Genomic DNA, 16,106 nt, shown 5'->3' with positions numbered 1-16,106 from the left:
GGTAATCCGTGAAAAAGCTCTCCGCACGACGACGCCATCCGCTGGCGGCGGTCGTCGTCCTACTCCTCGCGCTGGCGGCCACTGGGGGGCTGTACGCCGCGCTTGCGCCCGCGGGCAAGGCGCAGGCCGACGACACCTCCCAGTCCCTCGCCATTGAGGAGGGCAAGAAGCTCTACGCCGTTGGCTGCGCAAGCTGCCACGGAACCGGCGGTCAGGGCACCACCGACGGTCCCTCCCTCGTGGGCGTGGGCTCCGCCGCTGTGGACTTCCAGGTCGGCACCGGCCGTATGCCGGCGCAGCAGCCCGGCGCACAGGTGCCGAAGAAGAAGGTCATCTACACGCAGGCGCAGATCGATCAGCTCGCCGCGTACGTGTCCTCCCTCGGCGCCGGCCCGATCACGCCGACCGAAAGCCAGACCAACCCCGACGGCGCAGACGTCGGCAAGGGTGGCGAACTGTTCCGCACCAACTGCGCGCAGTGCCACAACTTCACTGGTGAGGGTGGCGCCCTGACGCACGGCAAGTACGCCCCGTCCCTGGCGGGCGTCTCGCCGAAGCATCTCTACGAGGCCATGCAGACCGGCCCGCAGAACATGCCCTCCTTCCCGGACAGCACCATGCCGGAGAAGGAAAAGAAGGACATCATCGCGTACGTCAAGGCCGTGAACGGCGAAGAGACCCCGAGCCCCGGTGGCTTCGGACTGGGCAATCTCGGCCCGGTCAGTGAGGGTCTGTTCGCCTGGATCTTCGGTCTGGGTGCGCTCATCGCAGTTGCCGTCTGGGTCGCGGCCCACACCGCTAAGGCCAAGAAGTCATGAGTAGCCAAGAGAATCCAGAAGAGGCCCTGCCTGTTGTGCAGGGCGACGCGCACGGTGAGGTAGCGCGCCAGGACGATCCGTTCGCGGATCCGGGCCTGCCCGCGCACCAGCCGCGTATCCAGGACATCGACGAGCGCGCGGCCAAGCGGTCCGAGCGTGTGGTCGCCTTCCTGTTCACGCTCTCCATGCTGGCCACGGTGGCCTTCATCGCCTCCTTCGTGGCGTTCCCGATCGAGAAGATCGTGTACGTCTGGCCGCTGGGCCACGTGAGCGCGCTGAACCTCTCGCTCGGCCTGACGCTCGGCATCGCGCTCTTCTGCATCGGCGCGGGCGCGGTCCACTGGGCCCGCACCCTGATGTCCGACGTCGAGGTCGCCGACGAGCGTCACCCGATCGCGGCGGAGCCCGAGGTCAAGGCCAAGGTCCTGGCCGACTTCAAGGCCGGCGCCCAGGAGTCCGCGATCGGCCGTCGCAAGCTGATCCGCACCACGATGTTCGGCGCACTGGCCCTGGTGCCGCTGTCCGGCGTCGTACTGCTGCGCGACCTCGGTCCGCTGCCGGAGAAGAAGCTCCGCGAGACGCTCTGGGAGAAGGGCAAGCTGCTCATCAACCAGAACACGATGGAGCCGCTGCGCGCCGAGGACGTTGCCGTGGGTTCGCTCACCTTCGCCATGCCGGAAGGCCTGAAGGAGACCGACCACGAGTTCAACACCGAGATCGCCAAGGCAGCCCTGATGATCGTCCGCATCCAGCCGGACGAGATCAAGGACAAGCAGCAGCGCGAGTGGGCGCACGAGGGAATCGTCGCGTACTCGAAGATCTGCACCCACGTGGGTTGCCCGATCAGCCTGTACGAGCAGCAGACGCACCACGTGCTCTGCCCGTGCCACCAGTCCACCTTCGACCTCTCCGACGGCGCCCGTGTCATCTTCGGCCCGGCCGGTCACGCCCTGCCGCAGCTGCGGATCGGCGTGAATGACGAGGGTTACCTCGAAGCGCTGGGCGACTTCGAAGAGCCCGTCGGTCCTTCGTTCTGGGAGCGCGGATGAGTACTGCGACGACACCTACGACCAAGCCGCAGCAGAAGGCGCCCGCCGGTGAGCGGGTCGCCGACTGGGCGGACGGACGGCTGGGGATCTACTCCCTCGCCAAGTCCAACATGCGCAAGATCTTCCCGGACCACTGGTCCTTCATGCTCGGCGAGATCTGCATGTACAGCTTCATCATCATCATCCTCACGGGTGTGTATCTGACGCTGTTCTTCCACCCGTCCATGAACGAGGTCGTGTACCACGGGTCCTACGCCCCGATGCACGGCATCCGCATGACGGAGGCCTACGCGTCGACGCTGGACATCAGCTTCGACGTCCGTGGCGGTCTGCTGATCCGGCAGATCCACCACTGGGGTGCGCTGATCTTCCTCGCGGCGATGTTCGTGCACATGATGCGCGTCTTCTTCACGGGTGCCTTCCGCAAGCCGCGCGAGGTCAACTGGCTGTTCGGCTTCCTGCTGTTCGTCCTGGGCATGTTCACCGGTTTCACCGGCTACTCGCTCCCGGACGACCTCTTGTCGGGCACCGGTGTCCGCTTCACCCAGGGCGCGATCCTGTCCGTGCCGGTCGTCGGCACGTACATCTCGATGTTCCTGTTCGGCGGAGAGTTCCCCGGCCACGACATGGTCGCCAGGTTCTACTCGATCCACATCCTGTTGCTGCCGGGCATCATGCTCGGCCTGATGGTGGCTCACCTGATCCTGGTCTTCTACCACAAGCACACCCAGTTCGCGGGCCCCGGCCGGACGAACAAGAACGTCGTCGGCATGCCGCTGCTGCCGGTCTACATGGCCAAGGCCGGAGGCTTCTTCTTCCTGGTCTTCGGCGTCATCGCGGTCGTCGCCGCGGCGTTCACGATCAACCCGGTCTGGGCGCTCGGCCCCTACCGTCCGGACCAGGTGTCCACCGGCGCCCAGCCCGACTGGTACATGGGCTTCGCCGAGGGTCTGATCCGTGTCATGCCGGGCTGGGAGATCAACCTCTGGGGCCACACACTGGTCCTGGGCGTGTTCATCCCGCTGACCGTCTTCGGTCTGCTCCTGGCCCTGCCCGCGGTGTGGCCGTTCCTGGAGTCGTGGATCACCGGGGACAAGCGCGAGCACCACATCGCGCAGCGTCCTCGCAACAACCCGACCCGTACCGGTCTGGGCGTCGCCTGGATCACGGTCTACTTCATCGGCCTCGTCGGCGGTGGAAACGACCTGTGGGCCACGCACTTCCACCTGTCGCTCAACTCGATCAGCTGGTTCGTGCGCATCGGCTTCTTCGCCGGTCCGGTCCTCGCGTTCATCGTCACCAAGCGGATCTGCCTGGGCCTCCAGCGCAGGGACGCCGAGAAGGTGCTGCACGGGCGCGAGTCCGGCATCATCAAGCGGCTGCCGCACGGTGAGTTCATCGAGGTGCACGAGCCGCTCAAGCCGGAGCAGCTGCACACGCTCACGGCGCACGAGCAGTACGCGCCGGCCTCGATTGGTCCCGAGGTGGACGAGAACGGCGTCGAGCGCAAGGTGGGCGTCACCCAGAAGCTGCGCGCCAAGCTCAGCCAGGGCATGTACGGCGAGGGCAACCAGATCGCCAAGCCCACCGCCGAGGAGTACAAGGAGATCACCAGCGGCCACGGCCACCACTGATCCCCTGAACCGGTCCTTGACCGACCGGACTTGTTCGCCACGGCAAGAGCCCCGTCCGCACCCCGGACGGGGCTCTTCGCCGTCCCCTGCGCTGGATAGGGTGTTCCCATCCCTTATCGGCTGCCCTTAGAGGCACGTGGACCCTGGAGCGGACCATGAACGTTGTGACCCCAGTTGGCGGCGACAGCGTGGCGGCCCGCAGCTGGCCGGGCATCCTGAACCCTCTGCTGCGCGGCGAGAACCTCGGTGTGGACGACACCGCCTGGGCGATGGACCGCATCATGACCGGTGAGGCCACCGACGCGCAGATCGCCGGGTTCGCGGTCGCGCTGCGCGCCAAGGGCGAGACGGTCGAGGAGGTCACGGGGCTGGTACGGGCGATGTACGCCCACGCCCACACCATCGAGGTGCCGGGGCCCACCGTCGACATCGTCGGCACGGGCGGCGACCTCGCCAAGACCGTCAACATCTCCACCATGTCCGCCATCGTCGTCGCAGGTACGGGCGCCAAGGTCGTCAAGCACGGCAACCGGGCCGCGTCGTCGGCGAGCGGCTCCTCCGACGTGCTGGAGAAGCTCGGCGTCAATCTCGACCTCACGCCGCGCCGGGTGGTGGAGGTCGCCGAGGAGGCGGGCATCACCTTCTGCTTCGCCGTGAAGTTCCACCCCGCCCTGCGGTACGCGGCCAAGGCCCGCAAGGAGCTCGGTGCGCAGACCACCTTCAACATCCTGGGCCCGCTCACCAACCCCGCCCAGGTGCGTGCCCAGGCGGTCGGTGTGGCCGACGCCCGGATGGCCCCGATCGTGGCCGGTGTGCTCGCCGGCCGGGGGAACTCCGCGCTCGTCTTCCGCGGCGACGACGGCCTCGACGAGCTGACCACCACCGCGACCTCGCGGGTCTGGATCGTCCGGGACGGGGCCGTCCGGGAAGAGGCCTTCGACCCGCGCGACGTGGGCCTGGACATCGTCCCCGTGGAGGCGCTGCGCGGCGCGGACGCCTCGTACAACGCGGAGGTCGCCCGCAGGCTCCTGGCGGGGGAGAAGGGACCGGTGCGGGACGCGGTGCTGCTCAACACGGCGGCGGCGCTGGTCGCGCTGAACCCGGGCGGCGGCTCGCTCAACGAGGAGATCGCGGCCGGCATCGAGCGGGCCCGCGAGTCCCTCGACTCCGGGAGCGGGCAGCGGGCGCTGGAGCGGTGGGTGGCGGCCAGCAACGCCTGAAACCCAGGTGCGGGGAGCACCTCGTGTGACGCAGAGCGCAGTCCAGGATGCGGACTGCGCTCTTGCGCGTTGTTGATCGTGTGGCAGGATGCTGCACAGGTCATGAGTGACAGCGACTACGGCCCCGGCCCGCTGTCCGGCAACCCTCCGTCCGTGGCGGGGTGCCCCGGGTGAAGACCAGGTCGTAGGCAGCGAGGTCTACGGCAAGCGCGGACCCCTGCGCACTCCTTTCGGAGTGGCGCGCCCCTGGGGTCCTGGTCCTCAAGGGAGCAGTCTCGTGAGCAAGCGAATGCGATAGGGCCCTTCGGCCCCGTTCCACCTTCACCTCCGTACAGCCCCCTCCTTCTTTTCCGCGGGCTGCGCGTCGAGGCAACTCCCGTACGGTGCACGGCTGTTGAGCCTTCGTACCCGCGGGCCTTCTGAAGTCATTCCGCCTTGTCCTGCCAGGAGTTTCGCCATGTCTGCATCGACCGCCGCCACCGCCGTTTCCGTTTCCGTTTCCGCTTCCGCTTCCGCCGAGTCTGCCGACCCCTGCTGCGGGGCGCCGCTGCCCGTCCTCGGCCGGGACGTGGCCGTGCCGCTCGTCACCGGGGGCGAGGTCACGTACGCGGCCCTCGACTACGCGGCCAGCGCGCCGGCCCTGCAGCGGGTGTGGGACGACGTCGCCGCGTACGCCCCGTACTACGGCAGCGTCCACCGCGGGGCCGGGTACCTGTCGCAGCTCTCCACCGACCTCTTCGAGAACAGCCGGGTGACGGTCGCCGAGTTCCTCGACTGCCGCGACGGTGACCAGGTGGTCTTCACCCGGTCGACGACGGACTCGCTGAACCTGCTGTCGGCCGTACTGCCCGCCGACTGCCAGGTGTTCGTCTTCGAGACCGAGCACCACGCCTCGCTGCTGCCCTGGCAGGACGCCCGCGTGACGTACCTGAACGCGCCGCGGACCCCGGCGCAGGCCGTCGAGACGCTGGAGCGGGCGCTCGCCGACCGCGACCCGTACGGCCCCGCGCTGGTCTGCGTCACCGGTGCCTCGAACGTCACCGGTGAGATCTGGCCGGTGCGCGATCTCGCTGCCGCCGCCCACGCCCACGGCGCGCGGATCGTGCTGGACGCCGCTCAGCTGGCGCCCCACCACCCGGTCTCCGTAAAGGAGTTGGACGTCGACTGGGTGGCCTTCTCCGGGCACAAGCTGTACGCGCCGTTCGGCTCCGGCGTCCTCGCGGGCCGGGCCGACTGGCTGCAGGCGGCCGAGCCGTACCTGGCCGGTGGCGGTGCGTCGAAGAAGGTCGCACGGCGTGCGGACGGCGGAGTGGACGTGGAGTGGCACACCACCGCCGCCCGCCACGAGGCCGGTTCGCCGAACGTCATCGGTGTCTACTCGATCGCCTCCGCCTGCAAGGCGCTCACCGAGGCCGGGTTCGACGCGCTGGTCGAGCGCGAGCAGGCGCTGGTGCGCAAGGTGCGCGAGGGGCTCGCCGAGGTCGGTGCGGTGAAGGTGCTGTCGCTGTTCGGCGACGACGCGCCCCGGGTCGGCGTCATCTCGTTCGTGGTGGACGGCTGGAACAGCTCGCACTTCGCGGCGGCGCTCTCCGCCGAGTACGGAATCGGCGTACGGGACGGCCTGTTCTGCGCCCACCCGCTGGTCCGCACGCTGCTCGGCAGCGACCCGCAGGACCCGGGCGAGTGCGGCGCCCCCGAGGCCGAGCCGGGCGAGCGCTCGCTCAACGCGATCCGGGTGAGCTTCGGCGCGGGTACGCCGGACGAGCACGTGGAGCGTTTCGTGCGGGCGGTCAAGGAGCTCGTCGCGAACGGTGCGCAGTGGAACTACCGTACCGAGGACGGGCGTTGCGTCCCGGCGGTCTGAGACACCACGGATGCGGCCGCCCCCTGCGTGAGGGGGCGGCCGTTTTCGTACCGTAGAAGAATCAGCCGTCAAGACCGATCGCGAACGCGGCCTCCAGGTCGTGCTGCGAGTACGTACGGAACGCGACGTGCGTGTCCGTGCCCTCGACGCCCGGGATCTTGCTGATGGAGCCGGGGATGATGTCCGCCAGGTCGTCGTGGCGTCCGACGCGCACCATGGCGATCAGGTCGTACGTACCGGTGACGGAGAAGACCTCGCTGACGCTTTCCAGCGCGGCGATCGACTCGGCGATCTCGGGGATCCGGTCCACGCTGGTCTTGATGAGCACGATCGCGGTGATCACGGCTGGCTTTCTCCCTCGGTGGCCGGTGGTGCTGCTGCGCTCTTCACTCTAGTCGTACGGCGATATCGCGCCCACGCGTAGAGGAAGCCGCCTGCAAAGCCCACCACGTGCGCCAGGTACGCGACGCCGGCGCCGGTGCCCAGGCCCTGCGCGGCCAGCCACTGGAGCACGAACCAGAAGATCAGCACGATCCAGGCGGGGAAGCGCAGCGGGAGGAAGAGGAGGAAGGGGAAGAGGCTGGTGACCCGGGCGCGGGGGAACAGCCGCAGGAACGCGCCCAGTACGGCGGAGATCGCCCCCGAGGCCCCGACCAGCGTCTCGTCGGACGACGCGTGCACCAGGGCGTACACGCTCAGGGCGAAATAGCCGGTGACGACGTAGAAGAGGGCGAAGGCGAAGCGGCCCATGCGCTCTTCGGTCATCGCGCCGAAGACGTACAGGAAGAGCATGTTGCCCAGCAGATGAAGCCAGTTTCCGTGCACGAAGAGGGCGGTGAACGGGGTGGCGAGGGAGTGCGGGGTGGCCCGCACCAGCTCTTCGGGGACGACGCCCCAGCGCTCGAAGTACGTGCTCTGCGCGGCGGTGAGGGCGTCGCCCGTGCCGTACGAAGGGTTGAAGCCGGAGGCCGGGCCGAGCAGGAAGACCACGCAGCACACGCCGATCAGGGCGTAGGTCACGACGGGGGCGTGCGCGAGGTCCTGCCAGCGGGCGGCGACGTCCCGAGCCGTTCCGGCAGCCTTGGCCGTGACCTTGATCATGGGTTCGAGCATGACGCAACGGCCGGGCCCTTTCGGGCTGCCCCGCCGGTCTCACGGGTCGGCCGCCCTCCCCGCGGGGTACCCCTAAGGCCGTAGGGTTGCGCGCAGGGTATCCGCAGTTCGACGGCGCACCGCGGCAACGACGTACGACGGCACGTGTCGAAGACGCGTGACGACGCTTGGAGAAGAGGACGGTACGCATGACGACGACGGTTCCCCTGCCGACTGCCGGTACCCGGTGGCGCTGCACCCTCTGCGGAAATCTCACCCGGTTCGATGTGACCCGCTCGTCGAAGGTCGTCGAGTACGTCCACCTCGACCTGGCCGGAGAGTCGAAGGTGGAGGAACGCGAGGTGGTCAGTGAGACCATCGAGTCGGTGCGCTGCCGCTGGTGCAACGCGGTGGACCAAATCGAATTGGTGGACAGGCCGGACGCCGTCTCCTAGGTGACCCTGGGAGTACCGGTGCCCGGCAGGGCAGTACCCGTGAGGGTATGGAAGGTAGTGGGGTGACGGATTGTGGAGCCTGCAAGCGGCGCTGAGCCGGCCGGCCCGGCCGACGACGCCGCAGAGGTGCTCGACCGCCCGTTGCCGGAGGGCGTGCGACGACGGGTCGTGACGCTGGTCTCGGACGCCTTCGGCGGCCTCAGTGTCGCGGAACTCCCGGCCCAGCTGAGGCAGTACGCCCGGTTCACCCCCACCAGACGCGCCAAGTTCGCGGGCAACGCGATGGCGGCGGCGCTGGAGAGCGACCCGGTCTTCCGGCAGCGCATCGGCGAACGGCTGCGCGAGGCGCAGCCCGAGCTGGCGGGCGCGCTGGAGGCCGGGTCGCCGCCCGCCGCCGCCGAACCAGTCGACGTCGCGGCGGCGGCGTACGTCCTGCGCCCCGTCGGCTGGGTGAAGCTGGTGGCCGCCGCGGGCGAGGAGGTGCAGCGCGCCGACGCCGAGCGCGCCGACGAGGCCGCCCAGCAGGAGCTGGAGCAGCTGCGCGCCGAGCTGGCCGACGCCCGGGAACGTACGAAGGCGGAGACCGAGCGGCTGCGCACCGAACTCGAAAGCGCCCGCAGGGAGTCCGACGCCGCCCAGCGCAAGCTGCGCGGCGCCCTCAGCGACGTCAAGCGCGGCGAGGCGGCGCTCCGCAAGAACCAGGCCGAGATCGACGGCATCCGCAGCGAGGCGGCCACCCAGGTCGCCGCCGCCGAGGCGGAGACACGGCGGCTGCGGGCCAGGCTCGGCGAGGCGGAGGCGAGTGCCGAGGCGGGGCGCCGTGCCGTCCGGGAGGGGCGCAGTGTCGAGGACATGCGGCTGCGGCTGCTCCTGGACACGGTCCTTGAGGCCGCCCAGGGGTTGCGTCGAGAGCTTGCCCTGCCGCCGTCCAGCGTGCGTCCGGCGGACACCGTGGACGCGGTCGAGCCGGGGCGGATGTCGCCCAAGGACATCGCGGCACGGGCTCTCTCGGACACCGACCCGGCCGTCCTGGACCAGCTGCTCGCGCTGCCGCAGGCGCACCTGGTGGTCGACGGCTACAACGTGACCAAGACCGGTTATCCGACGATGCCGCTGGAGAAGCAGCGGCTGCGGCTGCTCGGCGGTCTCTCCATGCTGGCCGCCGCGACCGGCGCCGAGGTCACCTGTGTCTTCGACGGCGCGGAGCTGGCCGCTCCGGTGCTGCTCGCACCGCCGCGCGGGGTGCGGGTGCTGTTCAGCAAGGCGGGCGTGACGGCCGACGAGCTGATCCGTCAGCTGGTACGGGCCGAGCCGACCGGGCGGCCGATGATCGTGGTCTCCACGGACCGCGAGGTCGCGGACGGGGTCGCGAAGTCCGGTGCCAGGCCGGTCGCTTCGGCGATGCTGCTGAAGAGGCTTTCGCGCGTTTAACGGAAGTCGGGAGTGTGTTGCCCAACTTCCGTATGCAATGCCCGAATTGAAGCGGCTCAACGCTGGCTTTCTGTCAACTCCCCATGACACAGCGTGTGACGCGAGTAATGAATGTGCCGCGAGGGCGAGATTTTTCCTGTGAGGATTTGAACTGATCACAAGAAGGTCACTAAGGTCTGGGCTCGAACCTTCGCGCGGTTGATCACTCATCCGGAGTATCAGTGGAGGGCCCCGCCAACCTCGCTGGTCGGCGGCTGAGGAAGAAGGAGCTCGCCTCCGTGGCGTCCCACCGTCGTCCCAAGCAGCCGAGCCGCTTCCGTGTGACTGCGCTCACCGTGACCGCCGCCGCTGCCGTGGTCATGTCCTCCCAGGCGGCCAACGCCGCGCCCAAGCCCGACAAGAAGGAAGTCAAGGCGAAGGTCGACGCGCTCCACGAGGAGGCAGAGGGCGCCACCGAGAAGTACAACTCGGCGAAGGAGAAGCAGGGAACCCTGGAGAAGCAGGTCAAGAACCTCCAGGACTCGGCGGCCCGCGGTCAGGGCGAACTCAACGAGATGCGCAAGGGCCTCGGTTCACTGGCCACCGCCCAGTACCGGTCCGGCGGCATCGACCCTTCGTTCCAGCTCTTCTTCTCCTCCGAGCCGGACCAGTTCCTGGACCGCGCCTCGGCCATGGACCAGCTGAGCGGCAAGCAGGCCGAGTCGCTCCGCAAGATCCAGGCGAAGCAGCGGACCCTCGCACAGCAGCGCGAGGAGGCATCCGGCAAGCTCGCGGACCTCTCCGCCGTGCGCAAGGAGCTCGGTGAGAAGAAGCAGGCGATCCAGAGCAAGCTCGCCGAGGCGCAGAAGCTGTACAACACGCTGACCGCCGCCGAGCGCGCCGCCATCGAGAAGAAGGAAGAGCGCGCCAGCCGCGACGCGAGCGACCGCGCCGACCTCGGCAACGAGGTGGCCGCCTCCGGCATCGGTGCCGCCGCCATGGCCCAGGCCAGGACGAAGATAGGCGCGCCCTACGACTGGGGAAACAAGGGCCCCAACGCGTTCGACTGCTCCGGGCTGGTCTACTGGGCGTTCCAGCAGGTCAACGTGACGGTCGGCGGCAGCACGTTCAGCCAGGTGAACGCCGGCCCGAAGATCTACAACCAGGCCGACCTGCGCCCCGGCGACCTGGTCTTCTTCAACAACCTCAACCACGTGGGCTTCTACGCCGGCGGCGGCATGTCGCTGCACGCCCCGTACCCGGGTGCCAACGTCCGCATCGAGGACATGAAGTACCTTGGCCCGTACATGTACGGAGTGCGCGTCGGAGGCTGACGCGACGCCGCCGCGCGGAGGCCGGCGTGACGCCGCCGCTCCGAACACACCGCCCGTTCGGGCGAATTGCCGCACCCCATGCTGACTGCCCGCCCCGCCGATGACCTGGTCACCGGCGGGGCGTCGTGCTGTCCGGGGCCCTTTCGTGTGCGCCGGGGTCTTTGGCCGCCGTGTGACCGTCCCGCTACTGTCTGCCAGCGCAGTGACCATCGAGCAGGCCGCCCGTCCGGGCGGCAGGGCGCTGCCACCCAGTAGTGGAAGGAGTGCGGCTTCCTGTGGCGTCACACCGTCGTCCCTCGCAGTCCGGGCTCACACAGAGCACCCGGGTCACCGTCCTGTCCGCCGCGGCGGCCACCGCGGCAGCGGCTCTCGGGGCCGCCCCGGCCGTCGCCGACCCGGTGGGCGCAGGAGCGGCCACGGCCACCCGGACCACCGTCGACCGGCTCTTCGCGCAGGCCGAGAAGGCCACCGAGCAGTTCAACCAGGCCAACGAGCGCGCCGGCACGCTCCGCCAGGAGGTCGGCAGGGCGCGGGACCGCACCGCCCGCGGCCAGGAGCGGATCAACCAGATGCGTGGTGTGCTCGGCCAGCTGGCCGGAGCCCAGTACCGGTCCGGCGGCATGGACCCGTCGGTGTCGCTGCTGCTGTCCGAGAACCCGGACGGCTACCTCGACAAGGCGGCCGCCCTCGACCGGATCAGCGCCCGCAACGCGGGCAGGCTGCACGAACTCACCGAGGCCCAGCGCCGGCTCGACCAGGAGCGCGCCGAAGCCACCCGCAAGCTGGCCGAGCTGGACCGCAGCCGGGCCGTCGTCTCGCGCCACAAGCGCACCGTCGAGCACAAGCTCGCCGAGGCCCGCCGGATGCTCCAGGCGCTGCCCGCCCCCGAGCGCGCCGATTTCGACCGCGCGAACCGCAGCGGGCGCGATTCGATGCCCGAGATGTCCGGCATCATGCCCTCGTCGTCGCGGGCCGCCGCCGCCGTGCTGGCCGCCCGCAACGCGGTCGGGAAGCCGTACGTCTGGGGCGCCAACGGGCCGTCGGGGTTCGACTGTTCGGGCCTGATGCAGTGGTCGTACAGCCAGGCGGGCGTCTCCCTGCCGCGCACCTCGCAGGCCCAGCGGTACGCCGGCCGGCAGGTCTCGCTCGACCAGGCGCAGCCGGGCGACCTCGTCGCCTACCGCGACGACGCCAGCCACATCGGGATGTACATGGGCAACGGACAGGTCGTGCACGCGCCCTACCCGGGGGCCCCGGTGCGCTACGACCCGGTGGGCATGATGCCGGTCTCCTCGGTGACCCGGGTCTGAGCCGGGGCCGTACGCAGCCGCAGCCATCAGCCCTGCGTCGCCGCAGCCATCAGCCGTACGTCCCGCCGCTCGGGCTTCGCGCCGTACGATCGCGCAATGGCAGGTCACACGGGCGGCAGACGGTACGGGCGGCGGGCGCTGCTCGCCCTGGGGCTCGGCGCAGGCGGGCTCCTCGCGGGGTCCTGCGCCGCCCCGCCCGCCCCGGCCGACACCGCCTCCCGTGACGTACGGCGGCTGCTTGAGCGGCGGGCCGCCGCCCTCCTCGGCCGCGACCGGGCCGCCTTCCTGGGTGTGCTCGAACCGGGCGCCGCAGGTCTGCGGGACAGGCAGCGGCAGGAGTTCGACCACCTGGCGGGGGTGCCCCTGGCCTCCTGGGAGTACGGACTGACCGGGCTCGACCGGACCGGCGCGGGACTCGCCACCGCGCAGGTGGAACTGCGCCACCGGATCGCGGGATACGACACGGTGCCCGCCGTCACCGCCCGCCTCGTCGACCTCGTACGCCGCGCGGGGCAGTGGTACGTGGCGGGGGACCGGCCCCGGCAGGTCGGCGCGCAGGAGATCTGGCAGCAGGGGCCGGTGACCGCGGTGCGCGGGAAGCGGGCGGTCGTCCTGGGCGCCGGGCAGGACCGGGAGCGGCTGCGCTCGATCGCGGACACCGCCGACCGGGCGGCGGCCGCCGTCGCACGTGCCTGGGCCGGGGAGCGCGACCTCAAAGAGGTGCTGCTCGTACCGCCGACACTGGAGGGGATGGGGGCGCTGCTCGGGGCGCCGGCCGCCGGGTACCGGGGCATCGCCGCCGTCACCACCGGGGCGAGCGGCGGCGGGCGGCGGACCTCGGCGGACCGGGTGATCGTCAACCCGGAGGCGTACGGGGTGCTGGGGGCGGCCGGGCAGGAGGTCGTGCTCACCCACGAGACGACCCACGTGGCCACCCGTACGGCCACCACCGGGTCGACCCCCATGTGGCTGTCGGAGGGCTTCGCCGACTGGGTGGCGTACCGGGAGAGCGACCGCACCCCGGCGCAGGTCGCGCCCGAGCTGCGGCGGACCGTCCTGCGGGACGGGCCGCCCGCCGCGCTGCCGGGCGACGGGGACTTCGGGTTCAGCGGGGACGCGGAGCGGCTGGCAGGGGCGTACGAGGGCGGCTGGCTGGCCTGCCGGATGATCGCGGAGCGGTCGGGCGAGCACAAGCTCCTCGCGTTCTACCGCGCCGTCGGCGGACACCCGCAGCGCGACGGGGCGGTGGAGAACGCGCTGAACAGTGAACTCGGCACCGGCCCCGAGGCGTTCACCGCACAGTGGCGCACCTACTTGCGGGCCGAGCTCGGCTGACGCTCCGCCGCCTTCCCGGCGGGCACGTGCCGCTGAGTGGGCAACGGCCGCACGGCGCCCGCCGGTTCGGTGACCGTGTGCCGCCACAGGGTGCGGCAGGCCAGCACCGTCGCCGCCACCAGCAGGCCGTTGCGGACGAACAGCAGCGGCACGCCCAGGGCGTCACTGGCGACCACGTGCGAGAACCAGACGGGGAATTCGAGACAGGTGACGAAGGTCGCCGCAAGCACCAGGTGCGCGGGGCGGTCCATCCGGCTGCCCCGGAACACCAGACAGACGGCCGCGAGACCCACCAGCCACAGCAGGTACTGCGGGCTGATCACCCGGCTCGTCGTGGTGAACAGCAGCACCGCGACAAAGGCGGCGTCGCAGGCCGTCGACGCGGTGAACAGCCGGGCCCGCAGCCGCCACACCAGCAGCCATCCGAAGACCAGCCCGGTCAGCACCATCGCGAGGGTGCTCACCAGGGACACGTACGGGCCGAGGAACTCCACCGAGCCGTAGTTCAGCAGCACCTCGCCCTCCCAGCCGAAGTGCCTGGCCACGTGGAAGACCAGCGCGCCCAGCGACTCCACCTCGGTGCCCCGGTCCCGCTGGAACCTCAGGAACGCGAGCGCACCCGGCATCGCCGCCGAGAACAGCAGCACCAGGGCGAGCGCGGTGATTAGGAACGCCGTCCACGACGTACGGGTTGTACGCCCGCGTGCGGTCCCCGCGAGCAGCAGGGCGGGCCAGACCTTCAGCAGTACCCCCAGCGCCGCCAGGGCCCCCATGGCGCGCGGCCTGCGGGCCCCCGCGAGCAGCGCCGCGACCGCGACGGCGGCGACCATCACGTCGTAACGCGCGTACGAGGTGGGCCCGAGCAGCGCGAGACCCGCGATCCACACCCAGGCGCCCGCCATCCGCTTGCCGGGGCGGCGGCCCGCGTACAGCAGCAGCCCCGTCACCACGGCGTCGGCGAGGAACGCGAGGACGAAGAAGGCGTGGGCGTAGTCCAGGAACGGCAGCAGCCCGGGGGAGAGGACCGCGAGGGCGGCGGCCGGCGGGTACTGCCAGGTGACGTCGTCGAGCGGGAAGGTGCCGGTCCTCAGCACCTCGTACCAGCCCTGGTAGATGACCGAGACGTCGGTCGTGACGTCGGGTCCCGGGAAGACCAGCACCTTGAACACGCAGAGCAGCAGCAGGGTCCTGGTGACGACCCACAGTGCGACGGGGGCGACGGGTACGGGGCGTACGAGAGGTACGGCTCGTACGACGGGCAGGGCCGGGAGGCCGGGGCGTCCGGTGCCGCTCGCTGTCATGACCATCCTTGTCCGGGGCGAATTCGGTAGGGACATGATGCAGGGCGCGGACGTGCCTGGGCGATGACCCGGGGCCGCCCGGTACTGTCGGCGGCGATGGACAAGACCTTGATCGTGACCAACGACTTTCCGCCGCGCCCCGGCGGCATCCAGGCGTTCCTGCACAACATGGCGCTGCGGCTGGACCCCGGGCAGCTCGTCGTCTACGCGTCCACCTGGAAGCGCGGGCGCGAGGGTGCGGAGGCGACCGCGGCCTTCGACGCGGAGCAGCCGTTCCCGGTGGTGCGGGACCGTACGACGATGCTGCTGCCGACGCCCCGGGTCACCCGGCGCGCCACGCAGCTGCTCCAGGAGCACGGCTGCACCTCGGTGTGGTTCGGGGCGGCGGCGCCGCTCGGGCTGATGGCACCGGCGCTGCGCCGTGCGGGGGCCCGCAGGCTGGTCGCCACCACCCACGGACACGAAGCGGGCTGGGCCCAGCTCCCGGTGTCCCGGCAGTTGTTGGGGCGGATCGGCGAGGGTACGGACACGATCACCTATCTGGGCGAGTACACGCGCTCACGGATCGCCGCCGCGCTCACCCCCGAGGCCGCCGGGCGGATGGTCCAGCTGCCGCCGGGCGTCGACGAGAAGACCTTCCACCCAGGCTCGGGCGGCGACGCGGTCCGCGCCCGGCTGGGGCTCACCGACCGGCCCGTGGTGGTCTGCGTGTCCCGGCTGGTGCCGCGCAAGGGGCAGGACACCCTCATTGAGGCGATGCCGCAGATCCTGCGTGCGGTGCCGGACGCCGTACTGCTGATCGTCGGCGGCGGGCCGTACGAGAAGGACCTCCACCAGCTGGCGCAGGAGACCGGGGTCGCCGACTCGGTGCGCTTCACGGGGGCGGTGCCCTGGGCGGAGCTGCCCGCGCACTACGGGGCCGGCGACGTCTTCGCGATGCCGTGCAGGACCCGGAGGGGCGGACTCGACGTCGAGGGCCTCGGCATTGTCTACCTGGAGGCGTCCGCGACCGGGCTGCCGGTCGTCGCGGGCGACTCCGGGGGCGCGCCGGACGCCGTACTGGACGGGGAGACCGGCTGGGTGGTGCGCGGCGGCGACCCGGCCGAGTCGGCCGAGCGCATCGTGACCCTGCTCCAGGACCCGGACCTGCGCCGCCGGATGGGCGAGCGCGGCCGGGAGTGGGTCGAGGAAAAATGGCGCTGGGACCTCTTGGCCGAAAAGCTCAAGGCCCTGCTGTAGTGACGCGCGGGCGCCCCCCTCGGGGGCGCGGGGCTCTGTCGATAT

14 protein-coding genes and 1 riboswitch are annotated in these 16,106 nt (G+C 70.7%); of the genes, 11 read left to right on the top strand and 3 right to left on the bottom strand.

Annotation, left to right across the window (positions count from 1 at the left end):
* Positions 1 to 8: 8 nt before the first annotated feature.
* The 5 genes from AB0D18_RS24160 (at position 9) to AB0D18_RS24140 (ending at position 6,585) form a co-directional block, all read left to right on the top strand.
* Positions 9 to 818 (top strand): c-type cytochrome, encoded by an 810-nt coding sequence (locus AB0D18_RS24160; protein ID WP_362422118.1) that lies wholly within the window; start codon positions 9 to 11, stop codon positions 816 to 818.
* A complete protein-coding gene (locus tag AB0D18_RS24155) occupies positions 815 to 1,867 on the top strand; it encodes a Rieske 2Fe-2S domain-containing protein (protein WP_362422115.1) in 1,053 nt (350 codons plus the stop codon). The genes AB0D18_RS24160 and AB0D18_RS24155 overlap by 4 nt, the downstream gene beginning before the upstream one ends.
* Positions 1,864 to 3,501, top strand: coding sequence for a ubiquinol-cytochrome c reductase cytochrome b subunit (locus AB0D18_RS24150; RefSeq protein ID WP_362422112.1), 1,638 nt, complete (start codon positions 1,864 to 1,866; stop codon positions 3,499 to 3,501). The genes AB0D18_RS24155 and AB0D18_RS24150 overlap by 4 nt, the downstream gene beginning before the upstream one ends.
* A gap of 155 nt (positions 3,502 to 3,656) precedes the next feature.
* A complete protein-coding gene (gene trpD / locus AB0D18_RS24145) occupies positions 3,657 to 4,721 on the top strand; it encodes an anthranilate phosphoribosyltransferase (protein ID WP_362422109.1) in 1,065 nt (354 codons plus the stop codon).
* A gap of 98 nt (positions 4,722 to 4,819) precedes the next feature.
* A riboswitch (SAM riboswitch) is annotated at positions 4,820 to 4,937 on the top strand.
* 241 nt (positions 4,938 to 5,178) lie between these two features.
* Positions 5,179 to 6,585, top strand: a complete 1,407-nt coding sequence (locus tag AB0D18_RS24140) for an aminotransferase class V-fold PLP-dependent enzyme (protein ID WP_362422106.1) — start codon at positions 5,179 to 5,181, stop codon at positions 6,583 to 6,585.
* A gap of 61 nt (positions 6,586 to 6,646) precedes the next feature.
* Here the strand turns inward: AB0D18_RS24140 and AB0D18_RS24135 are convergent, their stop codons facing one another.
* A complete protein-coding gene (locus AB0D18_RS24135; RefSeq protein ID WP_266654824.1) occupies positions 6,647 to 6,928 on the bottom strand; it encodes an Lrp/AsnC ligand binding domain-containing protein in 282 nt (93 codons plus the stop codon).
* On the bottom strand, positions 6,925 to 7,686 hold the full coding sequence (locus AB0D18_RS24130; protein ID WP_362422103.1) for a rhomboid family intramembrane serine protease: 762 nt from the start codon (positions 7,684 to 7,686) through the stop codon (positions 6,925 to 6,927). Before AB0D18_RS24130 ends, AB0D18_RS24135 begins: the two co-directional genes overlap by 4 nt.
* A gap of 200 nt (positions 7,687 to 7,886) precedes the next feature.
* On the opposite strand from AB0D18_RS24130, the gene AB0D18_RS24125 reads away from it, so the two are divergent.
* The 5 genes from AB0D18_RS24125 to AB0D18_RS24105 all read left to right on the top strand — a co-directional run bounded on the left by AB0D18_RS24125 (position 7,887) and on the right by AB0D18_RS24105 (position 13,521).
* Positions 7,887 to 8,132, top strand: coding sequence for a hypothetical protein (locus AB0D18_RS24125; protein WP_362422100.1), 246 nt, complete (start codon positions 7,887 to 7,889; stop codon positions 8,130 to 8,132).
* Between the two features lie 69 nt (positions 8,133 to 8,201).
* Positions 8,202 to 9,563, top strand: coding sequence for an NYN domain-containing protein (locus AB0D18_RS24120; protein ID WP_362422502.1), 1,362 nt, complete (start codon positions 8,202 to 8,204; stop codon positions 9,561 to 9,563).
* 278 nt (positions 9,564 to 9,841) lie between these two features.
* Positions 9,842 to 10,876 (top strand): NlpC/P60 family protein, encoded by a 1,035-nt coding sequence (locus AB0D18_RS24115; protein WP_362422098.1) that lies wholly within the window; start codon positions 9,842 to 9,844, stop codon positions 10,874 to 10,876.
* Between the two features lie 275 nt (positions 10,877 to 11,151).
* Positions 11,152 to 12,186: an NlpC/P60 family protein gene (locus AB0D18_RS24110; RefSeq protein ID WP_362422096.1), complete on the top strand. Its 1,035-nt coding sequence runs from the start codon at positions 11,152 to 11,154 to the stop codon at positions 12,184 to 12,186.
* Between the two features lie 96 nt (positions 12,187 to 12,282).
* Positions 12,283 to 13,521 carry a hypothetical protein gene (locus AB0D18_RS24105; RefSeq protein WP_362422094.1) on the top strand — a complete coding sequence of 413 codons (1,239 nt, stop codon included), beginning with the start codon at positions 12,283 to 12,285 and terminating at the stop codon, positions 13,519 to 13,521.
* Here AB0D18_RS24105 and AB0D18_RS24100 read toward each other — a convergent pair.
* Positions 13,497 to 14,822: a glycosyltransferase family 87 protein gene (locus AB0D18_RS24100; protein ID WP_362422091.1), complete on the bottom strand. Its 1,326-nt coding sequence runs from the start codon at positions 14,820 to 14,822 to the stop codon at positions 13,497 to 13,499. The two genes, AB0D18_RS24105 and AB0D18_RS24100, sit on opposite strands and share 25 nt — an antisense overlap.
* A 96-nt stretch (positions 14,823 to 14,918) precedes the next feature.
* On the opposite strand from AB0D18_RS24100, the gene AB0D18_RS24095 reads away from it, so the two are divergent.
* The gene (locus AB0D18_RS24095; protein ID WP_362422088.1) at positions 14,919 to 16,061 is read left to right on the top strand and encodes a glycosyltransferase family 4 protein; all 1,143 of its coding nucleotides are present in this window, start codon (positions 14,919 to 14,921) and stop codon (positions 16,059 to 16,061) included.
* The last annotated feature ends 45 nt before the right edge of the window (positions 16,062 to 16,106 follow it).

The sequence above is a fragment of the Streptomyces sp. NPDC048442 genome (assembly GCF_040651475.1).
Taxonomy (GTDB): domain Bacteria; phylum Actinomycetota; class Actinomycetes; order Streptomycetales; family Streptomycetaceae; genus Streptomyces.
The sequence above is the reverse complement of the archived record's forward strand: the minus strand, read 5'-3'. Positions and strand labels throughout refer to the sequence as shown.